Source organism: Paenarthrobacter sp. NyZ202, assembly GCF_049860755.1.
Classification (GTDB): domain Bacteria; phylum Actinomycetota; class Actinomycetes; order Actinomycetales; family Micrococcaceae; genus Arthrobacter.
This window is the reverse complement of record NZ_CP187556.1, coordinates 3,529,223-3,542,772: the sequence shown is the minus strand read 5'-3', so window position 1 is coordinate 3,542,772 and position 13,550 is coordinate 3,529,223. Positions and strand designations below refer to the sequence as shown.

Genomic DNA, 13,550 nt, shown 5'->3' with positions numbered 1-13,550 from the left:
CGGTGGTTATGTCCCGGACACCAGGTTTTCCACCTCTGCGGCGGTAAGGATGCCGTCGCTGATCCACACGGTGTTGCTGCGGGAGAGTGAAGCGCCACGGGCCAGCGACACCGGCTCGTCCCAGGCGAGCGCGGACCCGACTGCCGGGTAGCCCTCACACCGGACAAACCACGGGTCGGCAGACTCGGACGGTGCGGCGAACACCAAAGTGGCAGGGCCGCCGTCGAACTCTCCTGTCCAGGCCAGCCACTGCGCAACGGAACCGTGCACGTCTGGTTCGCCCTCAGCCGTGGAGGAGAAGACGCGCGGGGACCCATGGGCGGGAAGCCGCCAGAAGAACCCGCCGTAACCGCTCCCGGCGGCGCCATGGGAGCCGGGGCTGCCCAGGGAGACATCCACGACGGCGGTCAGTTGCGTCCGGAAGCCAAGTCGCCAGGTGCGGGTATCAAGGAGGGTCCGCTCGTAGCTGCGCTGTTCATGCATCAGCGGCTCGCCATCGGCTGTGAGCCATTCGAGGTGAAGGGTGGTGCTGTTGCTTCCACGGTGCACGTGACGGACTTCGATGCGGCCGTGGTCATCAAGATCCACATATTTGCCAGCAGTCCTGCGGTAACTGCGGCCACCCCAGAAATTCCAGCCGTTCACATCCTGGAGGGCGAAACCTGCGCCAAGATGCCACACATGGTCTGTCGGGAGGTGGTCTGTCACCGTGATACCGCCGGGCGTCCGCGCCGGGTGCACGTACGGCCTGGGGGAGAGGCCCTTCTCCAATGTCGCGCCGGTGCGCAGTACTGCTTCCGCGGCGGCGTGCGCGCCGGCCGCGGTGGTGTCAGCGCCCGCCGGGGCGGCGTGCGCGCCGGCCGCGGTGGTGTCCGCGCCCGCCGGGGCGGCGTGCGCGCCGGGGGAGAAGAGATCCTGGGAGCCGTCAACGGCGGGGCGGGCCCAAGGCAGCCCGAGCCCGGAGAACGTGGCATGCGCCGATGTTGCGCGCTGGAGGGCGTCCTCGATCCCACGGATCACTGCGCGCGCCTGGTCTCCCGAACCGACCCACTCAATGTACCGGGGGTCAATGGGGGCGGGATCTTCTGCTGTGCGGATCGCCTCCAGGACCTGCATGAATGCGCCGCTGTCCTCCAGGGGACTGAGCAGCGGCGTACCGTCCTTCAGGTGCTGCAGGAGGTTCTCCGTCAGGTCCTCGCGCCCGAAGTCGTGGGTGGTTTCGCCGGCCTCCGTGGTCACCGTGACGCGGTCCCCGGTGTAATGGAAAACTGCAGTTCCTTCCGTTCCCTGCAACGTGACGTAGGGCTCCACGGACTCCGACGCGCACAAGGTCAGTGCGCAGGTGATGGGCAGTCCGGCCGCTGTGCGGAGCTTGATGACTGAGGTGTCGTCCGATTCAATGTCGTTGGCGCGGTAGAGATCCGTTTCAACCGACGCGAGGTCATCTACGCTGCGGGCACCGGCAATCCGCAGGGCAGTGGCAATGGCGTGTGCCAGCGGATTCGTGGCCACTCCGTCCACGACGTCCACGCCGTCGAGGCTCCGCTTGCCTGCCCAACGCGATCTCTTGTAATAGGCGCGGTCCCGTACCCAGCGGCCGGTGGCGGAAATCCCCTTGAGTGTTCCGATGGCCGGAAGTTCCTCCGATGCACGGCCTTGGGCCAGGTGCGCCAGTGCGGCCAGGGCTTTTGATCCGAGGCTTTGAAAACCGACCTGGACGCTTCGGCCGGAGACCGCGGCTGCCTGTTGGAGTCGTTCGAAGTCCGCCATGGAGGCTACGGGTGGCTTTTCCAGGTAAAGATGGGCCGAAGATGCCAGGACGTCGAGGGCCAAAGGGGCGTGGGTCTGGATGGGGGTGGCCACAATAATGATGTCCGGGCGGTGGTTACCGCGCAGCAGGCCGCGAAGGTCCTGATGGATGGCAGTGGTCTCCGGCAGGCTGCCCGGCGCCGGCGGGTTGGGGTCGGCGACGGCAACCAGGTCCACTGTGCCGTGGGCGCTGAGCCGTTCCAGGTTGCCCAGGTGGTGGGCGCCGAAGCCATGGACCCCCACCAAAGCAATCCGTACCGGCACCACGGGGTCGGGGGCCGGCTGGTGTGCGGACTCTGTGGAAGCGGTCTCCATGGGTCTCTCCTCTGGGGCGGGCAGGCGAGGCGGGCGGTTGGCACTTCCTTGGGCAAGCGCTTTCCGCGTTTCAGTGACAGTGTAGCGCGGACGGTCCGGAATGTAACGATTCAAGTCGAGCCTGGTTCCGCCCGCGCCGCGTTGTCCTTAGATTAAGGGTCTGTGACAAGCGCCACTCCTTTATGACATAGGATGTCCTCAAGCTCCGCCTATCGTCACACCTCTTCTCTCCCTGGAACGGACCATGCCACTCTTCGACCTTCCCTTGGAACAGCTCCGCAATTACACCTCCAGTGCGGTCCCGCCCGCTGACCTCGACACCTTTTGGGACCGGACCATCGCCGAAGCGCGCGACATCCCGCTCGACGCCGTTTTCGAACCGGTGGAGAACTACCTCAGCGTCATCGATACCTTCGATGTCACCTTCTCCGGCTTCGGCGGCGACCGGATCAAGGGATGGTTGCACGTGCCGGCACACCTTGAGGCCGGGGAGCGCCTTCCGGTAGTGGTGGAGTACATCGGCTACTCCGGTGGCCGCGGGCTGGTGAACCAGAACACCCGCTGGGCGCAGGCCGGCTATGCGCACTTCATCATGGACACCCGCGGCCAGGGATACGGTGGCGTGTCCGGTGATACTCCGGATCCGCACCCGTCCGCCGGGGGCGTCAACTATGCCGGGCTCATGACCCGCGGGTCCGCCCACCAGGATGAGTACTACTACCGACGCGTCTATACCGACGCCTTCCGTGCGGTGGAAGCGGCACAGCACCATCCCGCCGTCGACCCTTCCAAAGTGGTCCTGACCGGCGTCAGCCAGGGCGGCGGCATCACCGTGGCCGCTGCCGGGCTGGCGGCCGGAAGGCTCGACGGCGTGATCGCCGCCCTGCCCGACGTCCCCTTCCTGCAGGACTTCCCGCGGGCGATCGACATCGCACCCCGCGGGCCCTACCCGGAAATCGCCTCGTTCCTCGGGCGGCACCGGGACCGGTACGAGTCCACGCTGGCCGTGCTGAACTACTTTGACGGGGTGCACCTTGGGCGTTTGGCCACTGTCCCGGCGCTGTTCTCCGCCGCCCAGATGGACGATATCTGCCCGCCTTCTACCGTGTTTGCCAGCTACAACAACTACGGTGCTTCGGGCGGATCCCCTGGGAAGGACATTGAGGTGTACCGCTTCAACAACCACGAGGGCGGCCAGGAACACCACTGGATCGCGCAGCTGCAGTTCCTGCGCAAAATATTGTCATCCTGACGGACACGATTTGGCGGGTGTGAACCTGCGCGGTTATGGTGTGGCTATGACTAAGCGTTGGTATGCGTATTTTTCGTTGGCTCTGGAGGGGCCCGCGTCTAACTGACACGCATCCAACTTTCCTTCAGAGCCAACAGGGCAGAGATGATTCTCTGCCCTTCGCCATATCCGGCGGGTTCTGAAAAGGGGCCCGCTCCGTTTCCCGGACAGGACCCAGAACATGACCAGCATCGCCCCTGAATCTTCGTTGACCTCGGACAACGCCCAGCCCGCAACCTCCAATCTCCGCGTCGCCCGGTTCGAGCCGCTTCCGGCACCCCAGGACCTCATCGCTGAGTTGCCGCTGGACGCCCGCTCAGCAGCCGTCGTCGACCGTGGCCGTGATCAGGTCCGCGCCATCATGGACGGCGTGGACGACCGCCTCCTGGTGATCGTGGGTCCGTGCTCCATCCACGATCCCAAGGCCGGCCTGGAATACGCCCGCCGCTTGGTCAGCCAGGCCGAGAAGCACAAGCAAGACCTGCTCATCGTCATGCGGACGTACTTCGAAAAGCCGCGCACCACGGTTGGCTGGAAGGGCCTCATCAACGATCCGCACCTGGACGGCAGCCACGACATCGCCGCCGGACTGCGCGCGGCCCGCGGCTTCCTCAAGCAGGTCACCGCCCTGGGGTTGCCCACCGCCACGGAGTTCCTGGAACCCATCAGCCCGCAGTACATGGCGGACCTCGTCTCCTGGGGAGCGATCGGCGCCCGCACCACCGAGAGCCAGATCCACCGCCAGCTCGCCTCGGGCCTGTCCATGCCCATCGGCTTCAAGAACGGAACCGATGGCGACCTGCAGGTGGCCATTGATGCGTGCGGCGCCTCTGCCGCTGAGCAGGCCTTCCTGGGAATCGACGACGACGGCCGGGCGGCTTTGGTGGCCACCGCCGGCAACCCGGATACCCACGTGATCCTCCGCGGCGGACGCAAGGGGCCGAACTACTCTGCCGCTGACGTGGCGGCGGCCTCATCCAAGCTCGCCGCGAAGGGACTCAATCCGCGCCTGATCGTGGATGCCAGCCACGCCAACAGCGGAAAGAGCCACCACCGCCAGGCGGAAGTTGCACTGGAGATCGGCGCGCAGCTCGAAGCCGGGGCGTCCTCTCCCATTGCCGGTGTGATGCTGGAGAGCTTCTTGGTGGGCGGTGCCCAAAACCTGGATGTGGCAAAGCAGCTCGCGGGGGAGCAGGAACTGGTGTACGGGCAGAGTGTTACGGACGCCTGCATGGAGTGGGACGTCACGGCTTCCGTCCTGGAGCAGTTGGCTGCCTCGGCCCGGAAACGTCGGTTGGCAGTCGGGGAATAAGCGGGGAGTGCGGTCCCACTTTCCTGGAAGTGCTTTCACATTGGCCCCATCAGCCACTAGAGTATCCAGCACATGGTTGTTTGATGGCTCAGCATCGGCACACCGTTCTTTCTGGGGGTGTCTTACTGTCTGAGAGCAAAGGAATATGGGAAATGTCCGCAGAGACTAACTTCTCGAAGGCACGTTTCATGACGGTGGCTGAAGTGGCCGACGTCTTGCGTGTTTCCAAAATGACCGTGTACCGCCTGGTCCACTCAGGGGAAATGCCCGCCGTCAGGTTTGGCCGTTCCTTCCGGGTTCCGGAAGAGGCCGTGGCCCAGTACCTCAAAGGTGCCGTGGTGGACGGGCAGACGGAGACCGCCTGAGGCCTCCCATGGCCCGCTCCGTGGGCCGTGGTCACAGGGTGCCTCTTTGAAGCGGTACCCTGTTAAGGAACGTTTTACGTCATTGTAAGAATCTGTCAGTTGTACTGTCTGCTGCTTAGTCCGCGGATCCGTTCCAACAGACAGGACCTTCATCTAGTTTGTAAGGAACTTTCGTGGGTTCAGTTATCAAGAAGCGCCGCAAGCGTATGGCCAAGAAGAAGCACCGTAAGCTGCTTCGCAAGACCCGCCACCAGCGCCGCAATAAGAAGTAGAGATACTTCGCCAAGCGTGAATGCCCGTTGCCTGTCCAGGCGGCGGGCATTTTTGCACCCGGGACGCTCTCTCACCGATCGTCCGGTTTGTCGGGACGCTCTCTCACCGATCGTGCGGTTTGTCGGGACGCTCTCTCACCGATGGTGCGGTTTGTCGAGACGCTCTCTCACCGATCGTCGCGGAATCCCGACGCGACGGCTGGGTCGATCCAGCTGTTCCTCAGGGCCTTCTTGATTTTCGAGATTGCCTTTGCAAACCCATCTGCCAGATCCTCTTTTCCAAAGATGAGAACCGTCCAACCGGCCGCCGCAAAGGCTTTGTCCCGCCGTCGATCGCTGAAGTACTGTTCCTCCTCGAGGTGATGGCCGCCGTCGTACTGAATTGCCAGGCGCCGGGCACGGAAGCCAAGGTCCGCTGACGGAGAGAAAGGGTCGTCATCGCGGAGGCGTATCTGCAACTCGGGTTCGGCAAGTCCGGCGTCGAGCATGGCGAGACGGAGCATGGCGAGACGGAGCATGGACTCCGGCGCCGAGTCGGCACCGACGCGCAGAAGGTTCAACGCTTCCCGCGCGCGGACCACTCCCTGGAGATTCTTGTGCCGGGACACCATGGTTCGTAATTCGGGGATTGAGGCGAAGGGGACGCTCCGGCCCTCAAATTCCGGTCGTGGGACCCGAATGAGCTGATCGCCGATGCAGACAAGGTCCTTCAACGGCAGTTGGCGTGCCAAGTCCAGCCATGTCCTGGAGCGGGTGCTCATCCACATGCCCTGCGTGAACTCGATCTCGGACTTGTCCAGGACCAGCGTGTGTCCGATGATGCCACGTCTTCGGACGGACGGCAGACTTCGCGGCTTGCTGAGGTGCAGTTCATTGGAATCGGCAAGCCAAGGAGGAAGCCAGAGGCCATGAAGTCGGGCAGCAGTTACATGGGATATCCAAGCACCAGGACTCGCGGCAGAGAGCGACCGTGCCGCAGCCGCCAGGTTGAAGTCCCAGTCGGCGGGACGATAGATCCCTTGACTGACACCCTCGATAGTGGCCTCTTTCCTGAGCTGCCTTTGTTCCAGGCCCGCAGCTCGCGCCTCTTTGAGGGTGAAGGGAGCAGAAGTCAGCAGGGTAGGAAGGGGCGACGGTTTTTGCATACCGGCATTGTTTCCCAGGAAGGCCGATGCGTGCAGAAGTTATCCACAGGCTGCTGCCGCCAACCATGAAGGGGTGAGAGAGGGGCGGCGCTGGTGGGGGTTTTGGTGAGAGAGGGTCGGCGCTGGTGGGGGTTTTGGTGAGAGTGCCCCTATGTTTTTCGTCAAGCTGTTGATGGGTGTTTTGGTTGGTAGAGGGTGCTGTCGCGGAGCATGGCGTAGAGGGTGTCGCAGCGTCGTCGTGCGAGGGCGATGATGGCCTGGTTGTGGCGTTTGCCTTCGGCGCGTTTGCGTTCGTAGTAGGCCCGGGAGGGTGGGTCGTGGAGGGCGGCGAAGGCGGAGAGGAACAGAGTGCGTTTGAGGACTTTGTTGCCTTTTCTGGAAGCGTGCTCGCCCCGGATGGAGGATCCCGAGCGCCAGGTCACCGGTGCCAGACCGGCGTATGAGGCCAGGTGCGCGGCGGTAGGGAAATCTTTCCCGGCGACTTCGGTGAGGATTCGTGCAGCGGTCCTGATGCCCACGGCCGGCAGCGACATCAGGACCCGGTGAAGAGGGTGGGCCTCCACAAGGGCTTCAACCTGGGCGTAGACGGTCATCCGGGATTTATGAAGCCCGGAGAGCATCGCCGCGAGCTGCGGCAGGACGATGGTCGCAGCGTTCGTGCCCACGACAACAACTGTTTGCTGGTCCAGGGCATCGATGATCTCATCTGCCAGGCGTTCGCCCAGCCGTGGGGCGAGTTTGGTCAGCCGGTTCCCGATCCGGCGCCGGCCGGCGTGACGGAGCGCTTCAGGGGTCGGCCAGATCCGCAGCAGGTCCAGCACTGCAGGATGGGCCATGTAGGGTCCCAACACCCGTTCCAGAGCAGGGTGGATCTGGTTCAACAACCCGCGGATCCGGTTCGAAGTAGCCGTAGCCTGCTTGGCCAGATCATCATCGAAGCCGCAGAGCATGCTCAATTCCGCGAGTTGTTCATCGGCCAACCGGACCGAGCGCAGGGCGTGAGGCATGGTCCTGGCCGCCTCAGCGATAATGAACGCGTCCCGCGCGTCGGTCTTCGCTTCTCCGGGATGCAGGTCCGCGATCCGCCGCATTGCCAGCCCCGGCAGATACCCGATCAGGACACCGGCAGCCTGGGCAACCGCTACCGGCAACGCCCCGATCGTTGCGGGCTGGTCCACCACCAACAGGACCCGTCCCTTGCCCTCCAACCCGGCAAGGATTTCCCGGATCTTTGCTTCGTCATTGGGCAGGGCCTTATCCAGCAGTTTCTTCCCGGCCTGGTCCAACGCAACGGCGTGATGGACGCCTTTGCCAACATCCAGCCCGACGAACACGTCAGCAATTTCATGATTCTCGATCACCCTCGGCACCTCCGGTCGTAGTCAGCTGCCTGTGCTGGCCTGTCCGCGGTGTCAGGGCCCGGCATCCACGTTACGCACGACGTTCCCGAACTGTCCTGCCCCTATTAGCGATCTCCCCGGCACCTGCCAATCCCGGTGACAACACTCTCAAGATCATCGATCGACAGAGGATTGAAATCATGCCGGGACCAGCAGGCCAGCACACCCACATCCTGCACCAGGAAACGGGCTACGAAAAAGGTAACGAGGGTTGGGGTGGGTGGGGGTTTTGGTGAGAGAGGGTCAGCGCGGGGTGCGGAAGCGGCTGAATCCCCGCCATAAGCCGTAGATGGCCCCGCCGACTGTAGCGGCCTTGAGGCCGAGGGTTGCCGCCCGGCGACCTGAACGGAAGTCATACACAGGCCAGTTGTTCTCCCGGGCGTGCCTGCGCAGGCGTGAGTCGGGGTTAATGACGACGGGGTGGCCCACCATGGTGAGGAGGGGGATGTCGTTGGCGGAGTCGCTGTAAGCCCAGCAGTGGTCCAGATCCAGACCTTCCTGCTCAGCCACCAGTTGGACCGCGACGGCTTTGGCGGGGCCGTGCAGGATGTCGCCGACGAGCCGCCCGGTGTACATGCCACCTTCGATCTCGCCCACCGTTCCCAGAGCGCCGGTCAAACCCAGCCTGGTGGAGATGACCGTGGCAACTTCGATGGGCGTTGCCGTCACCAGCCATACCGGCCGGCCCACCCGAAGATGTTGCTCCGCCAAGGCTTTGGTGCCCGGCCAAATCCTGGACTCGATCATCTCGTCGTAGACCTCTTCGCCAAGGGCCTTGATGTCATCGACCGTGATCCCTGCCGCGAGCGTCAAGGCGGAATCGCGAACCGCGTGGACATCGTCCATGTTCTCGCCCCGCAGGACAAACTTGAATTGCTTCCAGGCAAACCCCGCCGCCTGTGACAGCGTGAAAGCCTTGCGTTCGTACATTTTGCGCGCAACGTGGAAGAGGCTGGCGCCCTTCATCAACGTATTGTCGACGTCGAAGAAGGCAGCTTCGCCGGTGTGCAACTGTGCTCGGGCAGTCGCGGCGACAGCGGCGTTCTTCTCCTCGGGCATGCCTCGAGTCTAGTCAATTGCCGGTGTCCTGCGCTGAGGGCACACAGAAGGCGATACCGGGGGTGGGATGTGAGAGAGGAGACGGGGTTAATGTGGAGTCATGGCTGCTCCCGACATCGTTCTCCTCACCAAAGCTGACTGCCACCTGTGCACTGAGGCGCGTGCCGCCGTCGGGCGTGTTACGGCCGCCTTGGGGATCGAATGGACCGAGCGCGGGATCGACGGCGACCCCGACCTCCGGGACCGGTTCGCCGAGGAGATCCCGGTGGTTTTGGTCAACGGCGTGCAGCGCGACTTCTGGAAGATCGACGAGCAACGGTTGGAGCGCACCATCAGGAAAGTCATGGAAGCCTGAGCCTGCTAGGTTGCATGCGGCCGCTTTGGTTGAGCCCGGCAATGAGCCATAGAGTGGAACAACAAGCGACGCAATGGAGAACACCGTGACTGCGCTGGAACCGTCCCCGGGAGCTACAACCGGAGACAACGAACCTGCGGCAAAGCAGATCCCGCCCGCGGCCGTGGCCCGGATGACCCTCTATTTGCGCGCGCTCAATTCGTTGCTGGCCGAGGGCGTGGAGCGTGTCTCCTCGGAGGCGCTGGCCGAGGCATCCGGCGTCAGTTCATCGACGCTCAGGAAGGACCTCTCCTACGTGGGCTCCTACGGGACCCGGGGCGTGGGCTATGAGGTCCAATACCTGAGCCGCCATATTGCCGCCGCGCTCGGACTGACCCATGACTGGAAAGTGGCGATCGTCGGCGCCGGAAACCTGGGCAAGGCGCTGGCGCGGTACGGGGGGTTCGAATCCCGTGGCTTTGACGTTGTTGCAATCTTTGACGCCGACCCCATGGTGATCGGCAACGAGGTAGGGTGGCTGCGCGTGAGCGACTCCGCTGAACTGGAACGCGTCCTGGAACGCACCCATACCAACATGGTGGTCCTGGCACTGCCGGCCACGGTGGCGCAGGAAGTATGCGACCGGGTCATCGCTGCCGGCATCCGCAGCATCCTCAGTTTCGCCCCGGTCCTCCTCCAGGTTCCGCCCCACGTGAATCTCCGCAAGGTGGATATGGCCACCGAACTCCAGATCCTGGCTTACCACGCACAAAGGGCGCAGACACCGGGCCAAGCTGTGTAGCTTTACCGGGTCCGCGCCCTGTGCGTGATTCTTTAGCGGCCGTAGGGGTTCTGGTACGGGTTGCCGAACGCTTGCTGCTTCCGGAAGTACGGAGCCGACGCCGGCAGGTACAGCAGGACAATGGCCGCAACTCCCAGCAGGATCACCACCAGCTGGAGGAAGCCGTAGGTGGGACCGAGGGTAAACACGCTGGTCAGGCCGAAGACGGAAATCGCAGCGAAGACGGTGCCCAGGATGCGGGCCCAGTTCTTGCCCTTGCGGACCGGGAAGGCGACCAGTGCGTAAAGACCCAGGGAGATGATGGCTCCGATGACGCCGCTGACGGCAAAGAGGCCCTGCATGCCCTCGAAGGCCTCCGGCGGGAATTCCTGTCCCTGCCGTTCGGCCTCGGCAACCATCAGGTCAATCATCGGCTGCGCGCCGGAGAAGGCCAGGACCAAGGAGCTGATGGCGGAGAGGACGCCGGCGGCAATGATCATCCAGAAAGCGGTGTTGACCAACTGGGGAACACTGCTGGGCCCGGGCTGCTGGCTGGGCCAGTTGGTGTCCTGGCCGTACTGGGGCGCCTGCTGGCCGTAGGGGGAGGACTGCTGGCCATACGGCGATTGCTGTCCGTACTGCGGAGCCTGTTGCCCGTACTGGGGCGATTGCTGTCCGTACTGCGGGGCCTGTTGCCCATACTGGGGCGCCTGCTGCCCGTACTGGGGAGCCGAAGGCTGTCCGGACTGCGGTGCCTGCTGTCCGTACTGGGGCGTCTGTCCATACTGGGGAGTGGACGGCTGGGAGCCCTGCTGCTCAGGCTGGGAATCGCCGGGGTTGGACGGCGGGTATGGAGGGTTGCTCATGGCATTCCTTTGCTTGGGTGGACTGCTGGTACCTCTGCCGGGAAAAGCAAAACCCTGCCCCCAGCGTGGTTCTGGTTCCACCGTACCTCCACGGTCCGGCGCGGGGGAGAATCACACGCTGGATTTCGCCCCTGAGCACCGCAAATCATCACGCGGGCGTACTCCTTGATGATGAAAGCCGCGGCCGGTCCAGTGGACCAGCCGCGGCTCCCGGCACTGTTTCGGTGCGAACCACGCATGCGGATGAATGCACGACGGCGGCAGCGCACCTGCCGTCGAATAGTTCAGGCGGTGCCCTTGACCGCCTTGAACCACAGCTGCGAGTTGGGCAGCCACATGAGGACGACGGCCACGGCGCTGACGAGGAAGCCGAACAGGTTGCTGCCCAGTCCGGAGCCTGCTGCGCCGAGGTTGGCCGCACCGAAGATGGCAAGGAGCAGGGAGATTCCTGCGATGACGGTCAGGGCCAAACGGGCCCATTCCTTTCCTTCCTTCATTTTCATGGCCAGGATTACCTGCGCCACAGCCACGGCGAGGCTGATGAGGAGCAGGACCAGGCCGATTGCGGCGAGCCCTGGCGCGAAGGCGAAGGCAGCAATGAGGGCGAAGAATCCGATCAACCCGAACAACAGGCCGAGAAGCCCCGAGATCACCCAGATGAAGTAGGAGACCTTCAGTTCCGTGGGAAGTCCCTGGGTCTTGAAGAGCCCGGAGAAGCCTCCCTGCGGCAGGACATCGTTGAAGTTCCTGGGACCGTCCGTGGGCATTTCAAAATGGAAGCCGCCGGACTGGCCAGGTTGCTGGTACCCGCCACCCTGCTGGCCGGGCTGGTTGTAGGCACCCGGTTGCTGGTGCTGGCCGGGCGGGGACGGGGGCTGGTAGCCCTGGGGCGGTTGGTAGCCTTGCGGGGGCTGGTAACCCGCAGGCGGAACATTGCCGGGCTGCGGAGGCTGGGCGCCGGGCTGCTGTGGCTGTGGTGTTTCATCCGGGGTACTCATGGCATCACTTTAGACCGCAGGGTGCAGTAAACATAGGCAATCCGGCGGGTACTGGAGGCAACTTGCGCGGGGCCGGACCGGTGCACCCGGGAGAGCCGCCAGCCAAAGCCGGCTTAAAGCAGAACGGCGCCCCGGGCCGAAGCCAAAAGGGGCGCCGTTCAGGCAGGGGTTGCCGGGAACTCAGGCAGCAGCCGGTGCGATGAAGGCGAGTTCGAGATTGATGACAACCTTGTCGCTGACCAGCACGCCGCCGGCCTCGAGGACGGCGTTCCAGGTAAGGCCGAACTCCTTGCGGCTAATGGTGGTTTCGCCGGAGACGCCGGCGCGGGTGTTGCCGAAGGGGTCCACGGCCACGCCATTGAATTCGGTCTCGATGGCAACTTCCTTGGTGACACCCTTGATGGTGAGATCGCCCACAAGGTCGAAGCCGTCGCCGTTTGCCTTGACGTGGCGGGAGACGAAGGTGATCTCCGGGAACTTCTCCACGTCGAAGAAGTCCTCGCCCTTGACGTGGCCGTCACGGTTGGCGTCTCCGGAGTCGAAGCTGGCGGTCTGGATGGAGGCGGTGACCTTGGAGTCGGTGAGGGTCTCGCCGACCTCGAGGGTTGCCTCGGCTTCCTTGAACTGGCCACGGACCTTGCTGATGCCGGCGTGGCGCACGGTGAAGGCGATTTCGCTGTGCGAGTTGTCCAGGGTCCAGGTGCCGGTGGTGACGTTGGCGGGAAGGGTCATCATGCTTGTTGCTCCTCTTAGTGGAAGGTTCCGGTGCTACCCCGGGTGATTACTTGAAGCGTCAACCGAGGTTCGTATCCAGTATAAACATGCATATGCATCTTTTATTCCAACGTGACGGAACTTTTTGGGAAATCTTTGAGTTCTACTCTCGGTAGAAGATTTCAGATCGCTACGTATCTTTGAGAAACTGGTAAACATGCCCCAAGCAACTGTCCATCTGCTTCGCCATGGCGAGGTTCATAATCCCGATGGCGTCCTGTATGGCCGGCTGCCCGAGTTCCACCTCTCCGAGCGGGGTCGGGAGATGGCCCGCATGCTCGCCAACCACTTCGCCGAACGAGCCCGCCAAGGGTCCAATATCGTCCATCTCGTGGCGTCGCCCCTGACGCGCGCGCAGGAAACCGCTATGCCTACGGCCGAAGCCCTGGGGCTTGAAATCCACACCGAGCCCCGCATCATCGAGGCCGAGAACCACTTCGAGGGGCTGCACCCCACCCGCAGTGAATTCCTGAAGCCCAAGCACTGGTTCTACTTCCGGAACCCCATGCGGCCATCGTGGGGAGAAGCCTACAAAGACCAGGCCGCGCGAATGCTGGCCGCGGTGGAGGATGCCAGGCTCGCAGCGATCGAAGCAGGGGGAGACGGGGCCGAGGCCATCATGGTCAGCCACCAGTTGCCCATCTGGACCACGCGCCTCACGGCCGAGGGGCGCAGGCTTGCGCATGATCCCCGCAAACGCGAGTGCACCCTGACGTCCTTGACGTCACTGGTCCTGGATGATCGCGGCAGGATCGTCCGCGTCGACTACAGCGAGCCGGCTGCCGTCCTGCTTCCCGGTGCCGCCAGCACCCCCGGAGCGTGAAAGCGA

13 protein-coding genes and 1 pseudogene are annotated in these 13,550 nt (G+C 63.8%); 7 read left to right on the top strand and 7 right to left on the bottom strand.

Annotated features, from left to right (window positions below):
• Positions 1-6: 6 nt before the first annotated feature.
• Entirely contained in the window at positions 7-2,124 is a 2,118-nt protein-coding gene (locus tag ACPFL9_RS16400) for a DUF6807 family protein (RefSeq protein WP_426003917.1), read from the bottom strand.
• A gap of 244 nt (positions 2,125-2,368) precedes the next feature.
• Here ACPFL9_RS16400 and ACPFL9_RS16395 point away from each other — a divergent pair, with 244 nt between their 5' ends.
• The 4 genes from ACPFL9_RS16395 to ACPFL9_RS16380 all read left to right on the top strand — a co-directional run bounded on the left by ACPFL9_RS16395 (position 2,369) and on the right by ACPFL9_RS16380 (position 5,364).
• Positions 2,369-3,376, top strand: a complete 1,008-nt coding sequence (locus tag ACPFL9_RS16395) for an acetylxylan esterase (protein ID WP_426003916.1) — start codon at positions 2,369-2,371, stop codon at positions 3,374-3,376.
• A 220-nt stretch (positions 3,377-3,596) separates the two neighbouring features.
• Positions 3,597-4,727: a 3-deoxy-7-phosphoheptulonate synthase gene (locus tag ACPFL9_RS16390; RefSeq protein ID WP_426003914.1), complete on the top strand. Its 1,131-nt coding sequence runs from the start codon at positions 3,597-3,599 to the stop codon at positions 4,725-4,727.
• A 152-nt stretch (positions 4,728-4,879) separates the two neighbouring features.
• Complete coding sequence (locus ACPFL9_RS16385) at positions 4,880-5,092, top strand: helix-turn-helix domain-containing protein (protein WP_426003913.1); 213 nt, start codon at positions 4,880-4,882, stop codon at positions 5,090-5,092.
• Positions 5,093-5,265: 173 nt separating this feature from the next.
• Complete coding sequence (locus ACPFL9_RS16380; RefSeq protein ID WP_003792170.1) at positions 5,266-5,364, top strand: 30S ribosomal protein bS22; 99 nt, start codon at positions 5,266-5,268, stop codon at positions 5,362-5,364.
• 167 nt (positions 5,365-5,531) lie between these two features.
• Here the strand turns inward: ACPFL9_RS16380 and ACPFL9_RS16375 are convergent, their stop codons facing one another.
• The 3 genes and pseudogenes from ACPFL9_RS16375 to ACPFL9_RS16365 form a co-directional block, all read right to left on the bottom strand.
• On the bottom strand, positions 5,532-6,509 hold the full coding sequence (locus tag ACPFL9_RS16375; RefSeq protein ID WP_426003911.1) for a DUF559 domain-containing protein: 978 nt from the start codon (positions 6,507-6,509) through the stop codon (positions 5,532-5,534).
• Positions 6,510-6,670: 161 nt separating this feature from the next.
• Positions 6,671-7,935 (bottom strand): annotated as a pseudogene (locus ACPFL9_RS16370) (IS110 family transposase).
• 217 nt (positions 7,936-8,152) lie between these two features.
• The gene (locus ACPFL9_RS16365; RefSeq protein ID WP_426003910.1) at positions 8,153-8,968 is read right to left on the bottom strand and encodes an HAD family hydrolase; all 816 of its coding nucleotides are present in this window, start codon (positions 8,966-8,968) and stop codon (positions 8,153-8,155) included.
• Between the two features lie 100 nt (positions 8,969-9,068).
• Here ACPFL9_RS16365 and ACPFL9_RS16360 point away from each other — a divergent pair, with 100 nt between their 5' ends.
• Positions 9,069-9,323, top strand: a complete 255-nt coding sequence (locus ACPFL9_RS16360) for a glutaredoxin family protein (RefSeq protein WP_426003909.1) — start codon at positions 9,069-9,071, stop codon at positions 9,321-9,323.
• A gap of 73 nt (positions 9,324-9,396) precedes the next feature.
• A complete protein-coding gene (locus ACPFL9_RS16355) occupies positions 9,397-10,104 on the top strand; it encodes a redox-sensing transcriptional repressor Rex (protein ID WP_426003908.1) in 708 nt (235 codons plus the stop codon).
• A gap of 32 nt (positions 10,105-10,136) precedes the next feature.
• Here ACPFL9_RS16355 and ACPFL9_RS16350 read toward each other — a convergent pair whose 3' ends face one another.
• The 3 genes from ACPFL9_RS16350 to ACPFL9_RS16340 all read right to left on the bottom strand — a co-directional run bounded on the left by ACPFL9_RS16350 (position 10,137) and on the right by ACPFL9_RS16340 (position 12,679).
• Positions 10,137-10,949: a hypothetical protein gene (locus ACPFL9_RS16350; RefSeq protein WP_426003907.1), complete on the bottom strand. Its 813-nt coding sequence runs from the start codon at positions 10,947-10,949 to the stop codon at positions 10,137-10,139.
• 284 nt (positions 10,950-11,233) lie between these two features.
• A complete protein-coding gene (locus ACPFL9_RS16345) occupies positions 11,234-11,947 on the bottom strand; it encodes a hypothetical protein (protein WP_426003906.1) in 714 nt (237 codons plus the stop codon).
• A gap of 180 nt (positions 11,948-12,127) precedes the next feature.
• The gene (locus ACPFL9_RS16340; protein ID WP_426007598.1) at positions 12,128-12,679 is read right to left on the bottom strand and encodes a YceI family protein; all 552 of its coding nucleotides are present in this window, start codon (positions 12,677-12,679) and stop codon (positions 12,128-12,130) included.
• Positions 12,680-12,878: 199 nt separating this feature from the next.
• On the opposite strand from ACPFL9_RS16340, the gene ACPFL9_RS16335 reads away from it, so the two are divergent.
• On the top strand, positions 12,879-13,544 hold the full coding sequence (locus ACPFL9_RS16335; RefSeq protein ID WP_426003905.1) for a histidine phosphatase family protein: 666 nt from the start codon (positions 12,879-12,881) through the stop codon (positions 13,542-13,544).
• Positions 13,545-13,550: the final 6 nt, after the last annotated feature.

What these genes read in the sequence shown, in the direction of transcription:
- ACPFL9_RS16400 (WP_426003917.1), bottom strand. Translation starts at nt 2,124, where the DNA reads ATGGAGACCGCTTCCACAGAGTCCGCACACCAGCCGGCCCCCGACCCC.
- ACPFL9_RS16395 (WP_426003916.1), top strand. Translation starts at nt 2,369, where the DNA reads ATGCCACTCTTCGACCTTCCCTTGGAACAGCTCCGCAATTACACCTCC.
- ACPFL9_RS16390 (WP_426003914.1), top strand. Translation starts at nt 3,597, where the DNA reads ATGACCAGCATCGCCCCTGAATCTTCGTTGACCTCGGACAACGCCCAG.
- ACPFL9_RS16385 (WP_426003913.1), top strand. Translation starts at nt 4,880, where the DNA reads ATGTCCGCAGAGACTAACTTCTCGAAGGCACGTTTCATGACGGTGGCT.
- ACPFL9_RS16375 (WP_426003911.1), bottom strand. Translation starts at nt 6,509, where the DNA reads ATGCAAAAACCGTCGCCCCTTCCTACCCTGCTGACTTCTGCTCCCTTC.
- ACPFL9_RS16365 (WP_426003910.1), bottom strand. Translation starts at nt 8,968, where the DNA reads ATGCCCGAGGAGAAGAACGCCGCTGTCGCCGCGACTGCCCGAGCACAG.
- ACPFL9_RS16360 (WP_426003909.1), top strand. Translation starts at nt 9,069, where the DNA reads ATGGCTGCTCCCGACATCGTTCTCCTCACCAAAGCTGACTGCCACCTG.
- ACPFL9_RS16355 (WP_426003908.1), top strand. Translation starts at nt 9,397, where the DNA reads ATGGAGAACACCGTGACTGCGCTGGAACCGTCCCCGGGAGCTACAACC.
- ACPFL9_RS16350 (WP_426003907.1), bottom strand. Translation starts at nt 10,949, where the DNA reads ATGAGCAACCCTCCATACCCGCCGTCCAACCCCGGCGATTCCCAGCCT.
- ACPFL9_RS16345 (WP_426003906.1), bottom strand. Translation starts at nt 11,947, where the DNA reads ATGAGTACCCCGGATGAAACACCACAGCCACAGCAGCCCGGCGCCCAG.
- ACPFL9_RS16340 (WP_426007598.1), bottom strand. Translation starts at nt 12,679, where the DNA reads ATGACCCTTCCCGCCAACGTCACCACCGGCACCTGGACCCTGGACAAC.
- ACPFL9_RS16335 (WP_426003905.1), top strand. Translation starts at nt 12,879, where the DNA reads ATGCCCCAAGCAACTGTCCATCTGCTTCGCCATGGCGAGGTTCATAAT.